A 22,299-nucleotide genomic window follows, 5' to 3' on the forward strand; every position below is an offset into this window, starting at 1 on the left:
GCCTCCCACTGCTCGGGGTGCCCGCCCCGCACGGACGCTCCCGCCCCGGTGCGCGCGGCGGCGCCCTCCGGGAAACGCGGCACGCCGTGCGCGGGCGTACCGTCCGCCGCGACCCGCGGAACCGGCCCCGTACCAGGACCGCCGCCGGCCACGGGCCGCCCCACCCGCGGCACGCCGTGCGCGGGCGTCCCGTCCGGGAAACGCGGCACGCCACGCGCGGGCGTGCCGTCCGCCGCGACCCGCGGAATCGCACCCGTACCAGGACCCGGACCGCCGCCCGGCCCCTGGGCAGGGAAACGCGGCACCCCGCGGGCCGGGGTGCCGTCGGGAAAACGGTGGGCGTCGTGCGCGGGCGTGCCGTCGGGGAAGCGCGGCACACCATGAGCCGGGGTGCCGTCGGGGAAGCGCGGCACACCATGAGCCGGGGTGCCGTCGGGGAAGCGCGGCACGCCGTGCGCGGGCGTACCGTCCGCGAACGGGGCCGCGTGGGGCGACACGCGGGGGATCGGCCCCGTGCCCGACCCGGTGGCGGCCCGTGGGCCGCCGGGGCCGGTGGCCTCCGGAGTGACGTACGCCCCCGGGGCCGGTGTGGCCGTCGGGGAGTCCTCGGGTCGGCGGCGGGGGCCCTTTCGGCTATGGCGTCCCACGCTGCGTCTCAGCTCCCAGCCGTGTCGTTGTTGCCGTCGTCGTCGCTGTCGTCTTCGTCGCTGCCGTCGAACGGAGCGTGGTGGTCGAGCAGTTCGCGGAAGGCTCGGGCCACCGCTCCCGGGTATTCCATCATCGCGACGTGCCCCGCGTCAGGCAGGCTGAGCAATCGCGCGTCGCGGTAGGCCGCCGCCGCCCGCCGCGCCATCCGGTAGGAGACGAGTTGGTCCCGGCCTCCGTACACCAGCAGCGTGGGCGCGAGCACCCTCTCCGCCTGTCGCCACAGTCCGTGCTGGCCGCCCAGCGTGTAGGCGTCGACGATACCCCGCGCCGAGCGCACCATCGCGTCCCAGAAGTACGGCAGGGCGAGCCGCCGTTCCATCTCCTCCACCGCCGCCCGGAAGGCCTCGGGGGACACCTGTGCGGGATCCCCGTAGCAGAGCGCCATCACCCCGCGGGTACGCCGTTCGGCGGTCCAGTCCCTGCTGAGGTGCCCGAACAGCGAGGCGATGCCGGGCACCGCGAGCAGCGCGGTGGGGACGGCGTTGCGCTGAATCCGCAGCTCCGGGAGCGCCGGCGAGACCAGCGTCAGGGTGCGCACCAGATCCGGGCGGACGGCGGCGACCCTGGTGGCGACGGCGCCGCCCATGGAGTTGCCGAAGAGGTGGACCGGGCCCCGGCCGCCGGAGTCCAGCAGGCGGATCACGGCCCGGGCATGTCCCGTGATGGAGTAATTGCCGTCGTCCGGCGGCGGGGAGTCGCCGAAGCCGGGGAGGTCGACGGCCTCCGCGTGGACCACGTCATCGAGGTGCGGCATCAGCGCCGACCAGTTCTGCGAGGAGCCGCCGAGCCCGTGCACGAACAGCGCGGGCGGCAGTCCGGGAAGCGCCGGGGGCCTGGAGCGGACCGTCAGCGTCAGACCCGGGAGGGAGACGGAGCGCAGCCTCTCGCCCTCGGCGACCCGGACCGCGCCCACTTTCGGCAGCGGAGCGGACGCCGCGGCGACGGCGCCCGGCACTTCGGTCGAAGACATGGACCAATGTTACGAGACGATCACGTCGCGGATCATGTGTTCGCACTCACAAGGTGTGAGCGGCTTGCGCATGATCCCGCCCAGAACGGTGACGAGACCGCGTAGCGCCCGGAAACGACAACTCCTACGCTCGGGTGTGAGGGCGCTCGCCCTGGAAGGGGAGCCACATGTCCATTGATCCGACGGATCCGGAAACGTTCGAGAACGAGGGCGCGGCCATCGACGAGGAACTCGTGGAACGGGACGAGGAGACCCCCGACGCGGACGCGGCCGAGCAGCACGCCGAGTGGCGGCGCGGCCAGGACGACCCACTGAGCGGCATCGACCCCGCGAGCGCGAACGCCGCCGATGCCGCCGAGCAGGCCCGCGTGGTCGAACTCGACGAGGACGACTATCGGTGACCTGGTCCATTTTGTGAGCTTATGGCGAACTTCCGGAGTGTCCGATGCGTGAAATTCTCCGGCTGCACCGCGCACACCACGGTTACCGAAAAGTACGATGTCCGCGCGGCGCACACCCGCATACGGAACGATCTTGGGAGGCGGCGTGACAGCCATCGAGCAGACAGAGGCGGCACGTCCGCGGGGCACTCGACTGCCACGCCGAGCCCGGCGCAATCAGCTCCTGGGAGCCGCCCAGGAAGTGTTCGTCGCCCAGGGCTACCACTCCGCCGCGATGGACGACATCGCCGAGCGCGCCGGGGTCAGCAAGCCGGTGCTGTACCAGCACTTCCCGGGCAAGCTCGACCTGTATCTCGCGCTGCTCGACCAGCACTGCGAATCGCTCCTGCAGGCGGTCCGTACGGCCCTCGCCTCCACCACGGACAACAAGCAGCGCGTGGCGGCCACGATGGACGCCTACTTCGCGTACGTCGAGGACGAGGGCGGCGCCTTCCGGCTGGTCTTCGAGTCCGACCTGACCAACGAGCCCGCGGTGCGCGAGCGCGTGGACCGGGTCAGCCTGCAGTGCGCCGAGGCGATCTCCGAGGTGATCGCCGAGGACACCGGGCTGTCCCAGGAGGAGTCGATGCTCCTCGCCGTGGGCCTCGGCGGGGTCTCCCAGGTCGTGGCCCGCTACTGGCTCTCCAGCGGCAGCTCGATGCCGCGCGACACGGCGGTGCAGCTGCTGACCTCGCTGGCCTGGCGCGGCATCGCCGGCTTCCCGCTGCACGGGACCGACGCCCACCACTGACCCGCGCGACGCCCGCCACTGGCCGGTGCGGCGCCCGCGCCGGCCGCTGGGCCGTGCGGGGGTCTCGCGCTTGTTCGCTCCCGGCGTGCCCGGTGCACGGCTTGATCGTCCGCTGACCGGGCTAATGTGTGGACGTACGGCGCGGCTGTCCGCGCACCTCACACCGACCGTCGGAGGGACATAGCCGTGGAGGTCAAGATCGGCGTGCAGCACGCGCCCCGCGAGATCGTTCTGGAGAGCGAGCAGAGCGCCGAGGAGGTCGAGCGGCTCGTGGCCGACGCGCTCGCCGGCAAGGCGCAGCTGCTCAGCCTGACGGACGAGCACGGGCGCAAGGTGCTCGTCCCCGCCGACCGCGTGGCATATGTGGAGATCGGCGAACCCGCGGTCCGCAAGGTCGGCTTCGGAGCGCTCTGAACGACACGAACACGGACGGCCCGGTGCACTTCGCACCGGGCCGTCCGTGTGTTTCCGGGTGTTTCCGGGTTTCCCCGGCCCTGTCGGCGCGGTCCCCGGGCCGGTCCGCCCGAGGGGTGCGCACCGGGTTCCCGGGGAGGGTTGTCCTCCGGATCGCCGGGGTAGACCGGCTACGACCGTCCGACAACCGATGAGCCCACGAGGCCGACGGCCGCCGCGCGAGAGGGAGACACATGAGCCCCATGGTCTGGGAAGTGCTGGGATCCACGGCCCTTGGCCTCGCCCTCGCGCTGGGCGCGCTCCGGCTCCTCCCGACCCGGCTGCCCGGCCGCCGCGTGGTGCTCGCCACCGGCACGGTCGGTGCGCTGTTCGGCGCCTTCGTCACCCACTCGGCCCTCGGACCCGGCCATCTGGCGGCCACGCTCGTGGGAGCCCTGGCCGTGGCCGCGGCGCTGCTCTCACTGCTGATCCGTCCGGCCCGCAGGGTCCGCCGGTCGGCCACGGCCTGACCCGGCGGCACCCGGCCGCGGCGCAGCGGCCCCCCGGCGTGGGTCAGGCCGCCAGCCCCAGCGCGGCCATCCGCTTGGTGTGCGCCTCGGTGATGCGCGAGAACATCCGCCCGACCTCCGCGAGGTCGAAGCCGTCCGCGACGCCGCCCACCAGCATGGTGCTGAGCGCGTCCCGGTCCGCGACCACCCGCTGCGCCTGCGAGAGCGCCTCGCCCATCAGCCGCCGCGCCCACAGCGCCAGCCGTCCGCCGACCCGCGGATCGGCCGCGATCGCGGCCCGCACCTTCTCCACGGCGAACTCGGCGTGCCCGGTGTCGTCGAGGACGGCCAGCACGAGGGTGCGGGTGTCGGAGTCCAGGCGCACCGCCACCTCGCGGTAGAAGTCGCTGGCGATCGAGTCACCGACATACGCCTTGACCAGGCCCTCGAGCCAGTCGGACGGAGCGGTCTGACGGTGGAAGCCGTCCAGAGCCGCCGCGAAGGGCTCCATGGCGGCCGCGGGGTCCTCGTCGACCTCGGCGAGCCGGTCGCGCAGCCGCTCGAAGTGGTGGAACTCCGCGGAGGCCATCTTCGCGAGCTCCGCCTTGTCGGTGATGGTGGGCGCCATCTTGGCGTCCTCCGCGAGCCGCTCGAAGGCGGCCAGTTCGCCGTACGCGAGGACTCCGAGCAGGTCGACCACCGCGGCCCGGTAGTGCGGGTCGGCGGAGGCCCCTGCCCAGTTCTGCGCGGCGATCCCGGTGGGCTCGCGCACCTCGTCGGCGGGCCCGCCCGCGGCCTTGGCCGTGGTCTTGGCGGCGGCCTTGGAACCAGTCGTGGCCCCCGTCCCGCCACCGGCCTTCCCGGCGTCCTTGCCGGCTTCCCTGCCGGCGGCTTCCTCGACGGTTTCGGCGTTGTCAGGCGTCTCCATGAGCGCACAATAGCCCGCTCTTGACCAGGTGGAAGTCCCTGGTCAAACACGGCCGCCCCACCGTCCCGGCAAATTCGCCCGACACACATGCGCGAATCCGGGGTAGAGTGGTAAAGGCGCCTGCCGAGTAGAAGCCGGGTCGAGCACCCGGTCCGCTCAGCAGGCGTGAATGTGAATGAGGATGCCCGGTCGGTGGCCCGATCGGCTCCGACCCGACAGCCCTCGCGCACTTCGCGAGGGGCCCTCAGCGGTGCGAGCGCTCGAGCGAAGGCAGTGGTCCCGCGCCATCCGGCCAATCCACGGCCTGCCTCAGTACCTCAGCTACCGGGCACGATCCGGCACGGTACGACCCCCATCGTTCGCCTCTCGCCGCGTCTCACAGAAGAGGCAGCACCCTGACTACCACGTTCAGAGATCTCGGAATCCTTCCCGAGACCGCCGAAGCCCTCGAGGCCGTCGGCATCATCAGTCCCTTCCCCATCCAGGAGATGACCCTTCCCGTCGCCCTCTCCGGCTCGGACGTCATCGGACAGGCCAAGACCGGCACCGGCAAGACGCTGGGGTTCGGTCTCCCGCTCCTGGAGCGCGTCACCGTCCCCGCCGACGTCGAGGCCGGCCGCGCCGTTCCCGAGGACCTCACCGAGGCGCCGCAGGCGCTGGTCGTCGTCCCCACGCGCGAGCTGTGCACGCAGGTCACCAACGACCTGCTGACGGCCGGCAAGGTCCGCAATGTGCGGGTCCTCGCGATCTACGGCGGCCGGGCCTACGAGCCGCAGGTGGAAGCGCTGAAGAAGGGCGTCGACGTCATCGTCGGCACCCCGGGCCGGCTGCTCGACCTGGCGGGGCAGAAGAAGCTCAACCTCTCCAAGATCAGGGCGCTCGTCCTCGACGAGGCCGACGAGATGCTCGACCTCGGCTTCCTCCCCGACGTCGAGAAGATCATCAACATGCTGCCGCCCCGGCGTCAGACGATGCTGTTCTCGGCGACCATGCCGGGCGCGGTCATCGGCCTCGCCCGCCGGTACATGTCGCAGCCCACGCACATCCGCGCCACCGCGCCGGACGACGAGGGCGCGACCGTGGCCAACACCGCGCAGTTCGTCTACCGCGCTCACTCCCTGGACAAGCCGGAGCTCGTCTCGCGCATCCTGCAGGCCGACGGCCGCGGGCTCGCGATGATCTTCTGCCGTACGAAGCGCACGGCCGCCGACATCGCCGAGCAACTGGAACGCCGCGGCTTCGCCTCCGGCGCCGTCCACGGCGACCTCGGCCAGGGCGCGCGCGAGCAGGCGCTTCGGGCGTTCCGCAACGGCAAGGTCGACGTGCTGGTCTGCACGGACGTGGCGGCGCGCGGCATCGACGTCGAAGGTGTCACGCACGTCATCAACTACCAGACGCCGGAGGACGAGAAGACGTACCTCCACCGCATCGGCCGCACCGGCCGGGCCGGCGCGTCGGGTACGGCGATCACGCTGGTGGACTGGGACGACATCCCCCGCTGGCAGCTGATCAACAAGGCGCTGGACCTGAACTTCCCCGACCCGGCCGAGACGTACTCGACCTCTCCGCACCTCTACGAGGACCTCGGCATTCCCGCCGGCACGAAGGGCATCCTGCCCCGTGCCGAGCGCACCAGGGCCGGCCTCGGCGCGGAGGAGCTGGAGGACCTGGGCGAGACCGGCCGGGGCGGGCGCGGGCCGAAGCGGGACCGCGACTCCCGCGACTCCCGTGAGGCGCGCGAGGAGCGCCCCGCGCGCACCCCGCGCCGCCGTCGCCGCACCCGCGCCGGCGCCCCGCTCGACGCCCCCGCCGGAACCGAGGCCGCGGCCACGCAGGACACCCCCGCGGCGGCTCCGTCGGCGATCGCCGATGGCGGTGCCGAGGACGCTCCGGCGAAGCCGCGCCGCCGCCGTACCCGCGCCGGCGCCACGGCCGCGGACGCGGCAGCGGTCGAGGCCGTGGCGACCGCCGAGGGCACGCAGGCGCCGGAGGCCGCGGAAGCGGCCGCCGAGGAGGCTCCCGCCGCCAGGACGCGCCGTCGCCGCACCCGCGCGGGCCAGTCCGCGGAAGCCGCCGTGGCGACGGCGGAAGCCGCCCCCGCGACGAAGCCGCGCCGCCGCACCACCAAGGCCGTCGCCGCGGACACCACCGTGGCGGCCGAGGCCGCCGCGGACGCCGAGGCCCCGGCGAAGCCCCGCCGCCGCACCCGGACGGCCGCCACGGCCGCTCCGGCCACGGCAGCGGTCACCGATGCCGGTGCCGAGGATGCCCCGGCGAAGCCGCGCCGCCGCCGTACCCGCGCCGCGGCGGGCGCGGCCCCGGAGCAGAGCGAGGCCTGACCACCGACCGCGCGGACGGCCCGGCTCCCCCACGGGAGCCGGGCCGCCGCCTTTCCCTGTCGCCGGAACGGCCTCAGCGGTGCCGCCGGAGGGGCGGGGGCCGCCGAGGACGGGAGCGGGCCGTGTCCGCGAGGCGCCGGCCGGTTAGCCTCTTGGGCATGAGCAGGCCGAGGTCGTTCACGCCGCCGCCCGGGGTCAGGGCATATCAACTGCGCACGGAGCGCGGTGAGTTCGCCGTGCTCGACGCGGAGCCCGGTCCCGGGTCGATCATCAGGCCCCCGGTTCTCCTGGTGCCCGGGTACACCGGCAGCAAGGAGGACTTCATCGAGGTGCTGGCGCCGCTGGCCGCCGCCGGCCACCGGGCCGTCGCGGTCGACGGGCGGGGGCAGTACGAGTCGCGGGGGCCCGACGACGAGTCCGCGTACAGCCAGGAGGCGCTGGCCCGTGACGTCCTCGCGCAGGCGGCGGCACTGGGCGGCGGCCCGGCGCACCTCGTCGGCCACTCGTTCGGCGGACAGGTCTCACGCGCTGCGGTGCTCCTCGACCGGGCCCCGTTCCGCACGCTGACGCTCATGTCCTCCGGTCCCGCCGAGATCTCCCCGTCGCAGCAGGCCCGTACGCAGCTGCTCCTCGACGCGCTGCCCGCCATGACGATGAGCGAGATCTGGACCGTCATGTCGGCCATGGACGCCGCACAGGAGGCCCCGGCGCCGAACGGCGAGGAGCTGCGGGCGCGCTGGCTGCTGCACAATCCGTCGCAGCTCACGGCCGCCGCGCGGCAGCTGATGACCGAGCCTGACCGGGTCGGCGAACTCGCGGCGACCCGCCTCCCCGTCCATGTCGTGTCCGGAGTCACGGACGACGCCTGGCCGGTGCCGCTCCTGGACGCCATGGCGGAGCGGCTCGCGGCGCACCGGACCGTCGTCGAGGGCGCCGACCACTCCCCCGCGACCGACCGGCCGGAGATCACCGCGAAGGCCCTGATCGCCTTCTTCGCCCAGTACTGACAGCACTGACCGGCCCCGGAACCGGCCGGCCGGCCGGCCCCGAAGCGTGCGGCACCGGCCCGTGGCCCGCCGCGCCGGACAGTGATCCGTGGCCCTCAGTACTGGGCCCGCAGGTGCTCCCAGAAGCCGTCCCGCAGTGCCCTGCGGAGATCGGCCTGGCCGCGCAGCGAGTACTGCAGCAGGCCCTCCGCCTCGATCAGGAGTTCCTGGTCGACGGCCCCGGGCAGATAGGGGTGGCCGGGCAGCAGTTCGGCCAGGGCGTCCCTGCCGCGTTCGCCGAGCCAGGTCGCCGCGATCCGCGCCCCCACGAACCGCACCTCGTCGCGCAGCGGCCTGGTCACGGCGGCCGAGGCGTCCGGGGAGGGCTCGTGCGCGACGGCACGCCGGGTGACGTAGGGCTTGCAGAACTCCAGGTCGAAGGTGCGGCGGCTGTCGACCTCCCAGAGCAGCGGTTCCGCCTGGTTGCTGCGCCCGTCCGCGGCCTCGATGCCCCAGAGGTGGACCCGCGCCCCGTACCCCTGGGCGGCCTCCACGGCCGAGACCAGGTCCTCGTCGCCGCCGATGAGGGCCGCGTCGCTGATCGCCCGGTGGCGGGCCAGGGACTCCAGGTCCGTGCGGATCAGGGAGTCGACGCCCTTCTGCTGGTTGTTGGCGTTGAGGTTGCCGAGCCTGACCTTGACGTCGGGCAGCTCGGCGATGAACTGCTGCTCGGGCGTGTGGATGCGGCGCCGGGCCCCGTCGTACCAGTAGACGCGCAGCAGCCTGCTGTCCGCGAAGATCGTACGGGCCTTGTCGATCAGGGCCTCGATCAGCCCTTCGGCGTCGAGGTCGAAGGAGCGGCGGTCCTCCGTTCCGGCGACGAGCCGCCCGGCGGAGGCGTAGACGTACCCCGCGTCGACGAAGATCGCGTGCGTCGACGGGGTCTTGGCGACCTCCGCGAGCATCCGCCCGAGCAGTTCGTTGGTGCGGTCGAGCCGCGCGGTGAGCCCGGCGAGCGAATGCGCCGGAGCGGGGACATCGTTCATACGGGACTCATTGTCCGGGCCGTAACACGGCGAACACAAGCGAGGGACCTACCAACGAGTAGTTAGCGTGGTGAAAATTTTCTTTAGCGTAGGGAATGATTGCATGGGTAAAGCCGTTAACACCTACGGCAACGTGCCGCCCAGTTCTCCTCCAGGAGGATCACCACCGACGAAGGGAAGCCACATGCGCTTCGAAATCATGCGTCTCGACGACATCGACGGCACCGCCGTGGACAGCACCGTCGTGGACGCCGCCTCCGTCAACCGGATCGTGCAGCAGGCCGCCGCTTGCGGCCAGCGCATCTACATCCGCCCCGCCGCCGACATCCAGGCCTCATAACCCTTTCGGCCCAGCACGGCCCACCCGGTTCGGGAGCCCTCCGCACACACCCGCGGAGGGCTCTTCGCGTTCCCCGCCGACGCCCCGGACCAACCCTGGCGACCGTCCCGGTCCCATCGGGCCTCCCCGTCCGCGTCGCGGACGCCCATGCGCCGCGGAGGACCTACGCGCCGCGGACGACCTGCGTGACGCCGTTGATGATCTGCTGGACCGCGATCGCGGACAGCATCATGCCCGCGAGCCGGGTCACCAGCACCACGCCGCCGTCCCTGATCACGCGGATGATCACCAGCGAGTAGCGCATGACCAGCCACAGCACGACGTGCATGGCGACGATCGCCGACCAGACGGACACCCGGCCGCCGAACCCCTCCGCGTGCTGCACAGCCAGGATCACCGAGACGATCGCCCCGGGCCCGGCGAGCAGCGGCATCCCGAGCGGCACCAGGGCCACGTTGACGTCCTTGGTCTGCGTCGGCTCGTCGTTCTTCCCGGTGAGGAGGTCGAGCGCGATCAGGAGCAGCAGCAGTCCGCCCGCGATCATCAGGGCGGGCACGGAGACATGCAGGTAGCCGAGGATCTGCTGCCCCAGCAGCCCGAAGACGGCGATCACGCCGAACGCCACGGCCACGGCCTGGAGGGCCATCCGGCGCTGGGTCCTGACCGGCCGGCCGGCGGTCAGGGCGAGAAAGATGGGGGTGATCCCGGGGGGATCCATGATGACGAAGAGGGTCACGAAGAGAGAGCCGAAGACAGCTGCGTCGAACACGGTTGATGGCCTTGCCGGAGGTGGTGCACGGGAACGGGGCCACACGGCCGTACAGGTGTACGGGCGTGCGGAAAGGGGCGTACGTCGCGGACGGGCCGCGCGGACGGAGACGAGAAGAGGTGGGGGGCCGCCTGTCAGCGGCTTCCGCCCGTGCCGGGCACCGGGAAGGCGCCCGTGGCCCGGCGGGTGATCTCGCCGTAGACCTCCGGGTCGGTGGTGAACTCGCCGAGCGAGCAGGTCTTGCGGCTGCCGTGGTAGTCGCTGGAGCCGGTGGCCAGCAGGCCCAGTTCCCCGGCGAGGCCGCGCAGCCTGGCGCGCGTCGCCTCGTCGTGGTCCATGTGGTCGACCTCGATACCGTCGAGCCCGGCCGCGGCGAGTTCCGCGATGGCGCTCTCCGGGACGGTACGGCCGCGCTTGACGGCTGCCGGATGGGCGAAGACGGTCACCCCGCCCGCCGCCTTGACGAGCCGGATCGCTTCGAAGGGGTCGCTCTCGTGCTTCGCGACGAACGCGCGGCCGCCGTCGGACAGCCAGCCGGAGGCGAAAGCCTCGTCCACGCTCCCGACGACACCGGCCTCCATCATGGCCGTGGCGATGTGCGGGCGCCCGACCGAACCGCCGCCGGCGATCCGGGCGACCTGCTCCCAGGTGACCGGGACGCCCAGCTCCCGCAGCTTGCCGACCATCGCCTTCGCGCGCGGCACCCGGTCGTCGCGGACGAGCTCGCGCTCGCTCAGCAGGTCCGGCTCCTCCGGGTCGAAGAGGTACGCCAGCATGTGCAGCGGCACCCCGTCGAGCCGGCAGGACAGTTCGGCGCCGGTGACGAGGGTGAGGCCGTCCGGCAGCGCCGCGATCGCCTCCGCGTGGCCGCGGGTGGTGTCGTGGTCGGTGAGCGCCACGACGTCGAGCCCGCGGGCGGCCGCGTTGCGCACCAGCTCGGCGGGAGTGTCCGTGCCGTCCGAGGCCGTGGAGTGGGTGTGCAGGTCGATGCGCACGGCACACGGCTCCAGGAGGCATGGGGGACGACGGGACCGCTCAAGGATAACCGCCCGCCGCCACGCCCCGGCTCGCGGGCGCTTCCCCGGCGGGGCCCGCGCTCCACGGACCGGTCACGAAGCCCGTGCCTCCGCCGGTGCGGCCCGGCACCGCCCTCCCCGGACCGGGAGACCCGGCGGGCCGCTGCGGACCGGCCTGCCCGGCGGGAGGCGCTCCCGGGCCACGGCGCCACCCGCCCGCCGGGCCGGAGCACCGCAGCGGGCCGGGCGATCCGTCAGGTGTGCCCGGGGGACGCCAGGATGCGCGGCGACAGCGCTCCGCAGGGCAGCAGTTCGAGTTCCGCACCGGCCTCGCGCAGGTCCGTCAGGACCAGTTCGTCGTACATGAGCAGGCTCGAGGACTCCGGCCAGACGATCGCCCACAGCCACAGTCCGCGCGCCTCGCCCGCGAAGACCGCGCGGTCCTCCGGGGTTCCGGACACGTGCCAGAGCGGTGTGGGGCGGCCCGCCGCGATGACCTTCGCCTGCGGTGGCTTGTCGACGTTCAGGTACGGGCCGGGATCGGGGCCGTCGATGCCGGCGTAACGGGCGCCGAGCCCCACCCCCAGCTCCTCCGCCACGAGCAGCATCTCGCCCATGCCGCCGAGCGGGCCGGGACCCGAACAGGCGACGGCGGTGGCACGGCCGCCGCTGCGGTCGTCACCCGCGCACGCCACGCCGGTGAACAGCCAGCCGACGGGCAGCGGCCAGGGCATCCACACCGGGACCTCGGCACGGTGCGCCACCACACCGAGCGCTTCCACGCTCGGCGGGATCACCGGCTGCAGCGGGTGCACCGTGCCGTGCACATCGCACTGCCAGGAGTCGGCAAAGAGACCGGGCGCCCTGACCCGGCCACCGCACTTCGGGCAACTGGGTTCGCCCCTCATAGGGCCCAACGGTCCTACCCGGCCGCCTCCGCGTCAAGGACGATCACCCGTCCGGAGGGCCGCCGGGCCGGATCCGCGGGAACGTGCGCCGGGAACCCGGAGGACCCGCCCACACCTTTTCTCCCGGTCTGCCTCCGTTCCGGACGGGCCGGCGCGCGGGCGCTTCGCGCCCCCCTGTCCGGCGCGCCGCCCGCCGCGCGAGCGGCCCCGCAAACGGCCGTCAGTCCAGCACGACCGGCCCGCGCAGCGGGTCCCGCAGGTCCGTGCCGTGCTTCAGCCAGCGCTCCTGGAGGGCGCCCGCGCCGTGCACACGCTTCCAAGCCGCCTCGTTGGACGTCATCGGCAGCAGCGGCAGGAACCGCACGGGCTCCATCGGCTCACCGAGCTCCAGGTCCTCCACGAGTCCGCCGGGCTCCGCCACCAGTACGGAGGTGAACCGTGCCCCGGGCCACAGCGGTTCACCGAGGTCGAGCGAGGCGCCGGGGGCCACGACCAGCCCCTCCACCTGCGGGGAGGCGGCGAGCACGGCGAGGGGGCGGAGCACCTTGTCGGTGTCGGCGCGCCCCGCCCGCACCGAGAGGACCAGTTCGGCGCGCGGCCCGCGCACCGGGTCGGCCAGGACCGCCGTGGGGTCCGCCATGGGCTGCGCGGACATGCCGAGCGTGGCGTAGCGGACGACGTCGTCCTCGGCGAAACGCAGGACTTCGATCCGGTCCGTACCCAGGAAGGTCACCGCCGCCCGGGCATCGGGTTCGCCCAGCGCCGAACGCAGCCTGGCCTCGACAAGCGCAAGAACATCGACCATCCCGTGAGCATAGAACTCGTATGCAACGGGCAAAGTGGCGACTTGACACTTCGGTCGGCTGATAGTCTTGGCCGCTGGTCAGGGCAGCACAACAGAGACCACGCCGAAGAGGCGTCGCGCTCGGCCCGGACCTGACGCGCTCCCTAGGGGGACCGGCCGGAGGAGGTGGGGCTGCAATGGATCGAAGTCGACCGTGCAGTACCAACAGCTCTTCCCGACGCCGCCCGTCCCGGGCGCCCCTCGTGATCTGAGGGCTTCCGTACCCGCTTGACCCACGGCAAAACATCGCCGGGGCAAGGTTTTTCCGCGGATTCGTGTCGCGCGACGGAAGAGCACTTGAAGTCCTTGCTCAATGCTCGATCCGCATCTGTAGCGAATGCCGTCACCGCGACGCAGCGGTGCCGCCCGCTGTAAGGACGAGTCCGCCCCGCGCGGCGTGAACGTCCTCATTCCGGGCAGTGCCACGCGCCGGGCGGCGGCCTTTGCCGCGAAGGAGGACGCCATGTCGATGATCCGTGACCTGCGCGCAGCCGTTCGTCCCTCACTGCGCCCCTCGCTGCGCAAGGGACCGGCCCCGTACGCCGATTACGACTCCACTCGCGACGCGTCGGCCAGCAGCGCCGTCGTGGACTGCGCCGTCTACCGCCAGGGCCGGCGCCTGGACCGGACCGACTGCCTGACCCCGCACGAGGCGATGCTCCGCGTGCGCGGCGAGGGCGATTTCGCCTGGATCGGCCTGCACGAGCCGACCGAGGAGGAATTCGCCGGTATCGCCAAGGAGTTCGGGCTGCACCCGCTGGCCGTCGAGGACGCCGTGCACGCCCACCAGCGGCCGAAGCTGGAGCGTTACGACGACACGCTGTTCACCGTCTTCAAGACCATCCACTACGTGGAGCACGCCGAACTCACCGCCACCAGCGAGGTCGTGGAGACCGGCGAGGTGATGTGCTTCACCGGCCAGAACTTCGTCATCACCGTCCGGCACGGCGGGAAGGGCTCGCTGCGCGCCCTGCGCCACCGGCTCCAGGAGGACCCCGACCTGCTCGCCAAGGGACCCTCCGCGGTGCTGCACGCCCTCGCCGACCACGTCGTGGACGGCTACCTTGCGGTCGCCGACGCCGTGCAGGACGACATCGACGAGGTCGAGATCGACGTCTTCTCCGCACCGGCCAAGGGCAGCCCGCGCGGCACCGACGCGGGCCGCATCTACCAACTCAAGCGCGAAGTGCTGGAGTTCAAGCGGGCCGTCGCCCCGATGCTGCGGCCGCTGCAGCTGCTCAGCGAGCGGCCGATGCGGCTGGTCGACCCGGACATCCAGAAGTACTTCCGGGACGTCGCCGACCACCTGGCCCGGGTGCACGAGCAGGTCACCGGCTTCGACGAGCTGCTCAACTCGATCCTCCAGGCCAACCTCGCGCAGGCGGCGGTGGCGCAGAACGAGGACATGCGCAAGATCACGTCCTGGGCGGCCATCATCGCCGTGCCGACGGCGGTGTGCGGGGTGTACGGCATGAACTTCGAGCACATGCCGGAGCTGGGCTGGAAGTACGGATACCCTCTCGTGCTCGGCGTGATCCTGGTCACCTGCTTCGCCATCCACCGCTCGCTCAAGCGCAACGGCTGGCTCTGAGCGCTCCCCCGGCCCCGCCCGGCGGGGCCCCACGGCGCCCCGGCCCGCCGGCTGGGGCGTGTTTCGAAAGTCCCGCCTGCCTGGGGAAGCCCTGCGGGCGGACGACGCTGCTTTCGAAACACGCCCTAGGCTGTGCCCATGACACAGACACCCCTCGCCCGCGCCCTCGTCGAGGAGGCCACCAAGAAGTCCGGCCTCATCTGGGTCCGGGGCACGGGGGCCGCGCAGGCGCTGTGGCACGTCTGGCACGGGTCCGCCGCCCACGTGGTCGGCGACGGACCGGGCGAGCAGCCGCTGCCCGAAGGGCTGACGGACGGGGCGACCGCCGGCGTCACCGTGCGCAGCAAGGACAAGGGCGGGCGCCTGGTCGGCTGGTCGGCGCGGGTCGTGGAGCTCGAGCCGGGCTCCGAGGCGTGGACGGAGGCCGTCGCCGAGCTGAAGGGCAAGCGGCTGAACGCGCCGGACGCGGAGCGGATGACCGAGCGCTGGGCACGGGAGTGCCGGGTGCTGCGGCTGGAGCCGACGGGCGTCACGGCGGAGCCGCCCCAGGGCTCGCTCGCCGCGCCCCCGCTGCCGACTCCGGCGACCACCCGCCACGCCGCCCCGGCCGCCCTGCCGAAGCTCCTGCTGCGCCGCAAGAAGCGCGGCTGAGCCCGGCACGGACCGCCCGGGGCACGTCTGCCGCCGCCGACTGCGGCGCCCGGGGCCTCGTCGGCCTGCCGGGTCACTTCTCGTTGGTGTCCGGGAGCTGCGAGCCGTAGTCGACGACCTCGTCCTTGCCGGGCTTCTCCAGGGCGAAGCCCTTGCCCCACTCGGTGAGTTCCACGGTGCCCGCGTTGCCCGCGCGTTCGAGGCGCAGGGGGTACGGGGTGCCCTCCAGGGAGACGGAGAGCGTGCCGCCGTTGCCCGCGTCGCCGGTGATCTCGATGACCCGGACCCCGTTGACCTTCTTGCGGTCGCCCTTGGCGGTCTTGCCGTCCAGCGACAGGGTCCAGTCGAGGAGGACGTCCTTGCTGGTGAAGTCGTGCATCTGCTGGTATGTCGAGTCGTCGGACGGCACCTTCACGTACTTGCCGTGCAGCTTGCGCACCGCCTGCTCGGTCAGCTCGGGATCCGCGGCACCCTTGCCGTCGTCGTCCTCGTGGGCGAGCAGCGCCGCGTCCGCCTGCATGTAGAGCTCTTCACCGATCCGCAGCAGCTTGAAGCTGCTGCCCTTGCTGGTGACCTGCCCCTTGCCGCCGTTCTCGGTGAGCTGCATGTCGAGGCTGTAGGTGGCGCCCTTGCTGACGAACTCGGCCTTCAGGCGTACGGCGTCCGCCTTCCTCGCCGCGTCGAGGGCTCTGCTCTCGATCTTGTCGGCGGAGAGCTTGCCGACCCCGTTGGTCCCCTTGTCCGGATCCTCGGCGCACCCGCCGAGCACCACCGTCAGGCCGGCGCAGAGAAGCCCCGCGAGTGCGGTTCTGCGGACACCGGCCGGAGGAAAGAAGGTCACGGGCGTGAGGCCTTTCTCGTGCGGGGTCACGCGGCGGCAGGAGGGCAGCGTACCGGGCCCCGCGTGCTGCTCCGCAGCGAGCCGTCTCCCCTTCCGCACGGGGGCCCTGCCAGGGCATATCCGACCGGGACGGGCTAGCCTGAACCCTCGGATGGACCCACATTTCACGGCAAAGGAGGCGCGTTTCATGGCTGGTGGCGCGCCCCGGATCTTCGTCTCGCACCTGTCGGGTGTCGCCGCCTTCGATCCCAACGGCGACCAGGTCGGGCGAGTCCGTGACCTGGTGGCGATGCTGCGCCTGGGGAACCGTCCGCCCAGGCTGCTCGGGCTTGTCGTCGAGCTTCACACCAGGCGCCGGATCTTCCTGCCCATGACCCGCGTGACCGGTGTCGAGTCCGGCCAGGTCATCACGACCGGCGTGGTGAACATGCGGCGCTTCGAACAGCGGCCCACGGAACGGCTCGTGCTGGGCGAGCTGCTCGACCGCCGGGTGACCCTCGTCGAGACGGGCGAGGAGGTCACGGTCCTGGACGTGGCGATCCAGCAGCTTCCGTCCCGCCGCGAGTGGGAGATCGACAAGGTCTTCGTCCGCAAGGGCAAGGGCGGCGCGCTGCGCCGCCGCGGGGAGACGCTGACCGTCGAGTGGTCGGCGGTCACCGGGTTCACGCTGGAGGAGCAGGCGCAGGGAGCGGAGAGCCTGCTCGCCACCTTCGAGCAGCTGCGCCCCGCCGACCTCGCCAACGTGCTGCATCACCTCTCCCCCAAGCGGCGGGCCGAGGTGGCGGGCGCGCTCGACGACGACCGGCTGGCCGACGTGCTGGAGGAGCTGCCGGAGGACGACCAGATCGAGATCCTCGGGAAGCTGAAGGAGGAACGGGCCGCCGACGTACTGGAGGCGATGGACCCGGACGACGCCGCCGACCTGCTGTCCGAGCTGCCCGAACAGGACCAGGAGCGGTTGCTGGCGCTGATGCGGCCGCGCGACGCGGCGGACGTGCGGCGGCTGCTGGCGTACGAGGAGCGCACGGCGGGCGGGCTGATGACGACCGAGCCGATCGTGCTGCGCCCGGACGCGACGGTCGCTGACGCGCTGGCCCGGGTCCGCCAGCAGGACCTCTCCCCCGCGCTCGCGGCGCAGGTGTACGTGTGCCGGCCCCCGGAGGAGACGCCGACCGGCAAGTACCTCGGCACGGTGCACTTCCAGCGGCTGCTGCGGGAGCCCCCGGCGACGCTGGTCGGCCGGGTCGTCGACACCGATCTGCGGCCGCTCGCCCCGGAGACCGCGCTGCCCGACGTGACCAGCTTCTTCGCGGCGTACGACATGGTCGCCGCCCCGGTCGTGGACGACAGCGGCTCGCTGCTCGGCGCGGTCACCGTGGACGACGTGCTCGACCATCTGCTGCCCGAGGACTGGCGCGAGACGGAGTTCCCCGCCGACACGGCCGCCGCCCCTGGCCCTGCCTCCGCATCCGCTCCCGCCCCTGGGGTTCCGGGGGGTGACCATGCCGCCCATTGACGAGCGCGAGCGGACGGCCGAGCGGGAGCGTCCGCGGATCCGGCTGGACCAGCCGCTGGCCCGGCGGCGGAGTCTGCTGCCCGCCTACGACCCGGAGGCCTTCGGCAGGGTCTCCGAGAGCATCGCGCGCTTTCTCGGCACCGGCAGGTTCATCGTCTGGATGACGGTGGCGATCGTGCTGTGGGTGGTGTGGAACACCTCCGCGCCGCCGGCGCTGCGCTTCGACGAGTACCCGTTCATCTTCCTGACGCTGATGCTGTCGCTCCAGGCCTCCTACGCGGCCCCGCTGATCCTGCTCGCGCAGAACCGGCAGGACGACCGGGACCGGGTCAACCTCGAACAGGACCGCAAGCAGAACGAGCGCTCCATCGCCGACACGGAGTATCTGACGCGGGAGATCGCGGCCCTGCGGATGGGACTCGGCGAGGTGGCGACCCGCGACTGGATCCGCTCCGAGCTCCAGGACCTGGTCAGGGAGATGGAGGAGCGGCGGCTGTTCCCGCCGGACGGTTCGCGCGGGGGTTCGCTCGGTGGTTCGCTCGGCGGTTCGCGGGGGAGTGACGAATCCGACCGTCCGCGGAGCTGAAGGGCCGTCCCGGGGCCGCGCCGGGCGCCGTACCATCGTCGGTATGGCTACCGAGACGTACGAATCCGTCCCCACAGAAGACGCGGTGGGCGCCGCGCTCGCGACGGTGAACGACCCCGAGATCAACCGTCCCATCACGGAACTCGGCATGGTCAAATCCGTACGGATCGGTGCTGACGGTGCGGTTGCCGTCACCGTCTACCTCACCGTCTCCGGCTGTCCCATGAGGGACACCATCACCCAGCGCGTGACGGACGCGGTCTCCGCGGTCCCCGGCGTCACCCGGGTCGAGGTCACGCTGGACGTCATGAGCGACGAGCAGCGCCGTGAGCTGGCCGCCTCGCTGCGCGGGGGCACCGCGGAGCGCGAGGTGCCCTTCGCCAAGCCGGGTTCGCTCACCCGGGTGTACGCGGTGGCCTCCGGCAAGGGCGGCGTCGGGAAGTCGTCCGTCACGGTCAACCTGGCGGCCGCGATGGCGGCGGACGGGCTGAAGGTCGGCGTCGTCGACGCGGACATCTACGGGCACAGTGTGCCGCGCATGCTCGGTGTGGACGGCAGCCCGACCCAGGTCGAGAACATGATCATGCCGCCGTCCGCGCACGGCGTGAAGGTCATCTCGATCGGCATGTTCACCCCGGGCAACGCGCCGGTGGTGTGGCGCGGCCCCATGCTGCACCGTGCCCTCCAGCAGTTCCTCGCGGACGTGTACTGGGGCGACCTCGACGTGCTGCTGCTCGACCTGCCGCCGGGGACCGGTGACATCGCCATCTCCGTCGCACAGCTCGTGCCGAACGCCGAGATCCTGGTGGTGACCACGCCGCAGCAGGCCGCCGCCGAGGTCGCCGAGCGCGCCGGGTCCATCGCCGTGCAGACGCACCAGAAGATCGTCGGCGTGGTGGAGAACATGTCGGGCATGCCCTGCCCGCACTGCGACGAGATCGTCGACGTCTTCGGCACCGGCGGCGGCCAGAAGGTCGCCGAGGGCCTGACCAGGACCACCGGCACGCAGGTGCCCGTGCTCGGCGGCATCCCCATCGACGTACGGCTGCGGGAGGGCGGCGACGAGGGCAAGCCCGTGGTGCTCTCCGACCCGGACTCACCCGCGGGCGCCGCGCTGCGGGCGATCGCCGGGAAGCTCGGCGGGCGGCAGCGAGGGCTGGCCGGCCTGTCGCTGGGCATCACGCCGCGCAACAAGTTCTGAGGGGCCGCCGCGCCGACGGCGGCGGCACCCGGAAAGGGGCGGTACGGAGATCCCGTACCGCCCCTTCCGCGTTCCCGGCCCGTCCGCGCGGCGGAGGGTCCCGCACGGACGCGGAAGGGCGCGACAGGAGCGACAGGCGTGACAGGCGCCACGGCGGATCACCGGTCTTGCGGGTGGCGTACCGGGCTTGCGCGAAGCGTTCAGCGCTGACGCTCGACGTTCAGGCGTAGGTGCGGATGTCCTCGATCACGGCGAACCCCAGCCCGTACGCGCTCAGCCCGCGCCCGTACGCCCCCAGGGGCATCCCGCCCGGCGTCGCCCCGGCCAGCACCCAGCCGAACTCCGTCTCGCGGTAGTGGAACGGCATCGGCACGCCGTCCACCGGCAGCGACAGCCGGGACCAGGCGGGCCCCTCCAGGTCGTCCGCCAGCTCCCAGGCGGTCTCGGTCTGCTGGTCCAGCCAGTCGTCGCGCAGCGAGTGGTCGAGCTGGGAGGGCCAGGTGAAGGACAGCAGCCCAGAGCCGGCGAGCCAGGCCGCGGAGGACACCGAGGTCGCCTCCAGCACGCCAGTGCCGTCGCCGCTCCTGCGGACGGGGTTGCTCGCGACGGTCACCACGACGGCGAAGCGCTCCCGCTCCTCGGTCCCGGTCTCCACCTTCACCGAGGGCTCGTCGCCGTGGCCGGTCGCGCCGTGCTCGACGGTCCCGTCGGCGCCGGTGCCGACCTGCATCAGCCAGCGCGGCCCGGTGAAGGCGGCGTCCAGGCCGTACCAGGGGAAGGAGGCCCGCAGATAGCCGTCGGCCGCGCGGCGTCTCGCGGGGACCCCCTCGGAGCCGTCCTCCGGGGCGGCACCGCCGGAACCGGACTCCGCACCGGACATCCCGGGCGCGACGGTGCGCGCCCCCACCCGACTCGTCGTCTCCATCGTCCGGCCGCCTCCTCGTTCTGGGTCCGGAGCGGCCCACCCCCCGCGGGCGTCCTGGCTCCGAAACCCCCACAGGATAGCGACACCAGTCCTACGAATCGGGATTACGGTGTCCGGACGGTGTCAGGTGGCGTCCGAGTCGAAGGGCGGGCGCTCGCCCGCATCGAGGTCGCCGCGCTTCTTCAGCAGGTCGGGCGCGGAGCCGGAACCGCCCGAGGAGCCGGTGGAGGAACCCGTGGCGGATTCACCCTCCCGGCCGTGGACGGCGTCGGTGACCTCCGCCATCTCCTTCTTCATGTCGAAGCCGTTGCGGATCTCCTTCAGCCCGAGCTCGTCGTTGTCCAGCTGCTTGCGGATGAACGTCTTGGGGTTGAGGTCCTCGAACTCGAAGTCCTTGAACTCCGGCCCCAGCTCGGAACGGATGTCCTCCTTGGCACTCTCGGAGAACTGCCGGACCTTGCGGATGAAGCGCGAGACGTCCTGAATGACCTTGGGCAGCTTGTCCGGGCCGAAGACGAGCACGGCGAGGATCACGAGCGTCACCAGCTCGAGAGCACCTATGTCATTGAACACCTTGCGGCTCCTTGAGCTCCGAAGACCGTCCCGCGCAGGGTCCGCGCCCGATTAACGGTACCCGCAGTGTCCATGAGCTCGGTATGAACGTCACCGACCATCGGACGAACCCAGGGTGACCGTTACGGTGCGCTCGTCGCCGTCCCGCTCCAGCGTCAGACGCAGCCTGTCGCCCGGGCGGTGGGCACGGATCTTGACGATCAGCTCCTCGTTGCTGTGCACCAACTGGTCGTTGACCTTCTTGATGACGTCCTTGGGCCGGATGCCCGCCTCGTCGGCGGGGCCGCCCGGGGTGACGGAGGGCTTGCCGTCCTGACCGCTGCTGCCGACACGGGCGCCGTCGCCGGCGAACTCGGTGTCGAGGGTGACCCCGATCACAGGGTGAGTCGCCCTGCCGTTGTTGATCAGCTCCTCGGCCACCCGCTTGCCCTGGTTGATCGGGATCGCGAAACCGAGACCGATGCTGCCGGCCTGGCCGCCGTCGAGCTCGGAGCCGCTGCCGGCGGAGCGGATCGCACTGTTGATGCCGATGACCCGGGCCCTGGAGTCGACGAGCGGGCCGCCGGAGTTGCCCGGGTTGATGGGCGCGTCCGTCTGCAGGGCGTCGACGTAGCTGATGTCGCTGGCGTCACCGCTGTCGCCGCCCGCGGTGATCGGGCGCTCCTTGGCGCTGATGATCCCGGAGGTGACGGTGTTGGAGAGGTCGAACGGCGCGCCGATGGCCACCACGGGGTCGCCGACCCGCACGTTGTCGGAGTTGCCGAGCGGCAGGGGCTTGAGGCCCCTGACCCCGCTGACCTTCACCACGGCGAGGTCGTAGCCGGAGTCACGCCCGACGACGGTGGCCTCGGCCGACTCCCCGCCGCTGAAGGTGACGGTTATGTCGCCGCTCTCGCCGGCCGGCTCCACGACATGGTTGTTGGTGAGGATGTGGCCAGAGGTGTCCAGCACGAAACCGGTGCCCGTGCCCTGCTCGCCGGTGCCGCTGACATGCAGGGTGACCACGCTGGGCAGTGCGCTGGCGGCGATGCCCGCCACGCTGTCCGGGGCCCGGCCCGTCGCCTCCTTGCCCGCCTGCGGCAGTTCGACGGTCGTGATCCCGCCGTTCCGCTCGACGTACGCCCCGACACCTCCGCCGACGCTTCCGGCCACCAGCGCGAGGAGCACCGCCCCGAGCAGCAGGCTGCCGCGGCGCTGCTTCTTCACGGGGGCGGCGGCCTCGCCGGACGCGGGGAGGGAGGCGCTCCACGGGTCGTACTGCTGCCACTGGCCCTGCGGGGCCGCGGGGGCGGCCAGGGCCGCGGGGTACGGATGCGGGGCCGTGGTGCCGCCCAGGGTTCCCTGCCCGCCGCCGTAGGCCGCGGGCACGGGCGTCCCGTGCGCGGGCGTGGGGCCGGGTCGCTGGACCGGTGGCGCCGGGGCAGCGTCACCCTGACGCCCCGTCATCGCCGGCCGCAGACTCCATAAG

At 72.5% G+C, this 22,299-nt stretch carries 23 protein-coding genes and 1 pseudogene; 12 read left to right on the plus strand and 12 right to left on the minus strand.

Going from position 1 to position 22,299, the window contains the following annotated elements; genetic code table 11:
* Both GUY61_RS39175 and GUY61_RS14595 read right to left on the minus strand, forming a co-directional pair.
* Positions 1 to 497, minus strand: a pseudogene (locus GUY61_RS39175) (hypothetical protein); the annotation flags it as partial.
* Between the two features lie 158 nt (positions 498 to 655).
* Complete coding sequence (locus tag GUY61_RS14595; protein WP_166630576.1) at positions 656 to 1,678, minus strand: alpha/beta fold hydrolase; 1,023 nt, start codon at positions 1,676 to 1,678, stop codon at positions 656 to 658.
* A gap of 167 nt (positions 1,679 to 1,845) precedes the next feature.
* On the opposite strand from GUY61_RS14595, the gene GUY61_RS14600 reads away from it, so the two are divergent.
* The 4 genes from GUY61_RS14600 to GUY61_RS14615 all read left to right on the plus strand — a co-directional run bounded on the left by GUY61_RS14600 (position 1,846) and on the right by GUY61_RS14615 (position 3,792).
* Positions 1,846 to 2,079, plus strand: coding sequence for a hypothetical protein (locus GUY61_RS14600; protein WP_166630577.1), 234 nt, complete (start codon positions 1,846 to 1,848; stop codon positions 2,077 to 2,079).
* A gap of 145 nt (positions 2,080 to 2,224) precedes the next feature.
* Positions 2,225 to 2,869: a TetR/AcrR family transcriptional regulator gene (locus GUY61_RS14605; protein WP_166630578.1), complete on the plus strand. Its 645-nt coding sequence runs from the start codon at positions 2,225 to 2,227 to the stop codon at positions 2,867 to 2,869.
* A gap of 186 nt (positions 2,870 to 3,055) precedes the next feature.
* Entirely contained in the window at positions 3,056 to 3,283 is a 228-nt protein-coding gene (locus tag GUY61_RS39180; RefSeq protein ID WP_313896665.1) for a DUF3107 domain-containing protein, read from the plus strand.
* A 242-nt stretch (positions 3,284 to 3,525) separates the two neighbouring features.
* The gene (locus tag GUY61_RS14615; protein ID WP_166630595.1) at positions 3,526 to 3,792 is read left to right on the plus strand and encodes a hypothetical protein; all 267 of its coding nucleotides are present in this window, start codon (positions 3,526 to 3,528) and stop codon (positions 3,790 to 3,792) included.
* A gap of 43 nt (positions 3,793 to 3,835) precedes the next feature.
* Here the strand turns inward: GUY61_RS14615 and GUY61_RS14620 are convergent, their stop codons facing one another.
* Positions 3,836 to 4,699, minus strand: a complete 864-nt coding sequence (locus GUY61_RS14620; RefSeq protein ID WP_208105989.1) for a ferritin-like fold-containing protein — start codon at positions 4,697 to 4,699, stop codon at positions 3,836 to 3,838.
* 488 nt (positions 4,700 to 5,187) lie between these two features.
* Here GUY61_RS14620 and GUY61_RS14625 point away from each other — a divergent pair, with 488 nt between their 5' ends.
* Both GUY61_RS14625 and GUY61_RS14630 read left to right on the plus strand, forming a co-directional pair.
* The gene (locus GUY61_RS14625; RefSeq protein ID WP_243766465.1) at positions 5,188 to 7,038 is read left to right on the plus strand and encodes a DEAD/DEAH box helicase; all 1,851 of its coding nucleotides are present in this window, start codon (positions 5,188 to 5,190) and stop codon (positions 7,036 to 7,038) included.
* A 158-nt stretch (positions 7,039 to 7,196) separates the two neighbouring features.
* Positions 7,197 to 8,045 carry an alpha/beta fold hydrolase gene (locus GUY61_RS14630; RefSeq protein ID WP_166630580.1) on the plus strand — a complete coding sequence of 283 codons (849 nt, stop codon included), beginning with the start codon at positions 7,197 to 7,199 and terminating at the stop codon, positions 8,043 to 8,045.
* A gap of 95 nt (positions 8,046 to 8,140) precedes the next feature.
* Here the strand turns inward: GUY61_RS14630 and GUY61_RS14635 are convergent, their stop codons facing one another.
* The gene (locus GUY61_RS14635; protein ID WP_166630581.1) at positions 8,141 to 9,070 is read right to left on the minus strand and encodes an NYN domain-containing protein; all 930 of its coding nucleotides are present in this window, start codon (positions 9,068 to 9,070) and stop codon (positions 8,141 to 8,143) included.
* A 184-nt stretch (positions 9,071 to 9,254) separates the two neighbouring features.
* Between GUY61_RS14635 and GUY61_RS14640 the strand changes: the two genes are divergently transcribed.
* Positions 9,255 to 9,410 (plus strand): hypothetical protein, encoded by a 156-nt coding sequence (locus GUY61_RS14640; RefSeq protein WP_166630582.1) that lies wholly within the window; start codon positions 9,255 to 9,257, stop codon positions 9,408 to 9,410.
* Positions 9,411 to 9,573: 163 nt separating this feature from the next.
* On the opposite strand, the gene GUY61_RS14645 is transcribed toward GUY61_RS14640, so the two are convergent.
* The 4 genes from GUY61_RS14645 to GUY61_RS14660 form a co-directional block, all read right to left on the minus strand.
* Positions 9,574 to 10,179 (minus strand): MarC family protein, encoded by a 606-nt coding sequence (locus GUY61_RS14645; protein WP_166630583.1) that lies wholly within the window; start codon positions 10,177 to 10,179, stop codon positions 9,574 to 9,576.
* Between the two features lie 134 nt (positions 10,180 to 10,313).
* Complete coding sequence (locus tag GUY61_RS14650) at positions 10,314 to 11,174, minus strand: PHP domain-containing protein (RefSeq protein WP_166630584.1); 861 nt, start codon at positions 11,172 to 11,174, stop codon at positions 10,314 to 10,316.
* A gap of 275 nt (positions 11,175 to 11,449) precedes the next feature.
* Positions 11,450 to 12,103, minus strand: coding sequence for a DUF6758 family protein (locus GUY61_RS14655; protein ID WP_166630585.1), 654 nt, complete (start codon positions 12,101 to 12,103; stop codon positions 11,450 to 11,452).
* A 220-nt stretch (positions 12,104 to 12,323) separates the two neighbouring features.
* A complete protein-coding gene (locus GUY61_RS14660; RefSeq protein WP_166630586.1) occupies positions 12,324 to 12,908 on the minus strand; it encodes a suppressor of fused domain protein in 585 nt (194 codons plus the stop codon).
* Positions 12,909 to 13,410: 502 nt separating this feature from the next.
* Here GUY61_RS14660 and GUY61_RS14665 point away from each other — a divergent pair.
* The gene (locus GUY61_RS14665; protein WP_166630587.1) at positions 13,411 to 14,538 is read left to right on the plus strand and encodes a magnesium and cobalt transport protein CorA; all 1,128 of its coding nucleotides are present in this window, start codon (positions 13,411 to 13,413) and stop codon (positions 14,536 to 14,538) included.
* 138 nt (positions 14,539 to 14,676) lie between these two features.
* Positions 14,677 to 15,189 (plus strand): hypothetical protein, encoded by a 513-nt coding sequence (locus GUY61_RS14670; protein WP_166630588.1) that lies wholly within the window; start codon positions 14,677 to 14,679, stop codon positions 15,187 to 15,189.
* A 73-nt stretch (positions 15,190 to 15,262) separates the two neighbouring features.
* On the opposite strand, the gene GUY61_RS14675 is transcribed toward GUY61_RS14670, so the two are convergent.
* Complete coding sequence (locus tag GUY61_RS14675; RefSeq protein WP_166630589.1) at positions 15,263 to 16,030, minus strand: hypothetical protein; 768 nt, start codon at positions 16,028 to 16,030, stop codon at positions 15,263 to 15,265.
* A gap of 187 nt (positions 16,031 to 16,217) precedes the next feature.
* On the opposite strand from GUY61_RS14675, the gene GUY61_RS14680 reads away from it, so the two are divergent.
* Genes GUY61_RS14680 through GUY61_RS14690 form a run of 3 tightly spaced genes read left to right on the plus strand, consistent with a single transcriptional unit; the run spans position 16,218 to position 19,333 of the window.
* A complete protein-coding gene (locus GUY61_RS14680) occupies positions 16,218 to 17,546 on the plus strand; it encodes a magnesium transporter MgtE N-terminal domain-containing protein (protein ID WP_166630590.1) in 1,329 nt (442 codons plus the stop codon).
* Positions 17,533 to 18,132: a DUF1003 domain-containing protein gene (locus GUY61_RS14685; protein WP_166630591.1), complete on the plus strand. Its 600-nt coding sequence runs from the start codon at positions 17,533 to 17,535 to the stop codon at positions 18,130 to 18,132. Before GUY61_RS14680 ends, GUY61_RS14685 begins: the two co-directional genes overlap by 14 nt.
* Positions 18,133 to 18,175: 43 nt before the next feature.
* Positions 18,176 to 19,333 carry an Mrp/NBP35 family ATP-binding protein gene (locus tag GUY61_RS14690; protein ID WP_166630592.1) on the plus strand — a complete coding sequence of 386 codons (1,158 nt, stop codon included), beginning with the start codon at positions 18,176 to 18,178 and terminating at the stop codon, positions 19,331 to 19,333.
* A 220-nt stretch (positions 19,334 to 19,553) separates the two neighbouring features.
* Here GUY61_RS14690 and GUY61_RS14695 read toward each other — a convergent pair whose 3' ends face one another.
* The 3 genes from GUY61_RS14695 to GUY61_RS14705 all read right to left on the minus strand — a co-directional run.
* The gene (locus tag GUY61_RS14695; protein WP_166630597.1) at positions 19,554 to 20,213 is read right to left on the minus strand and encodes a hypothetical protein; all 660 of its coding nucleotides are present in this window, start codon (positions 20,211 to 20,213) and stop codon (positions 19,554 to 19,556) included.
* Positions 20,214 to 20,381: 168 nt separating this feature from the next.
* Positions 20,382 to 20,831, minus strand: a complete 450-nt coding sequence (locus tag GUY61_RS14700; RefSeq protein ID WP_166630593.1) for a sec-independent translocase — start codon at positions 20,829 to 20,831, stop codon at positions 20,382 to 20,384.
* Between the two features lie 90 nt (positions 20,832 to 20,921).
* A partial coding sequence (locus GUY61_RS14705) for a S1C family serine protease (RefSeq protein ID WP_166630594.1) occupies positions 20,922 to 22,299 on the minus strand: 1,378 nt, incomplete at its 5' end.

The sequence above is a fragment of the Streptomyces sp. GC420 genome, assembly GCF_009916105.1.
Classification (GTDB): Bacteria; Actinomycetota; Actinomycetes; order Streptomycetales; family Streptomycetaceae; genus Streptomyces.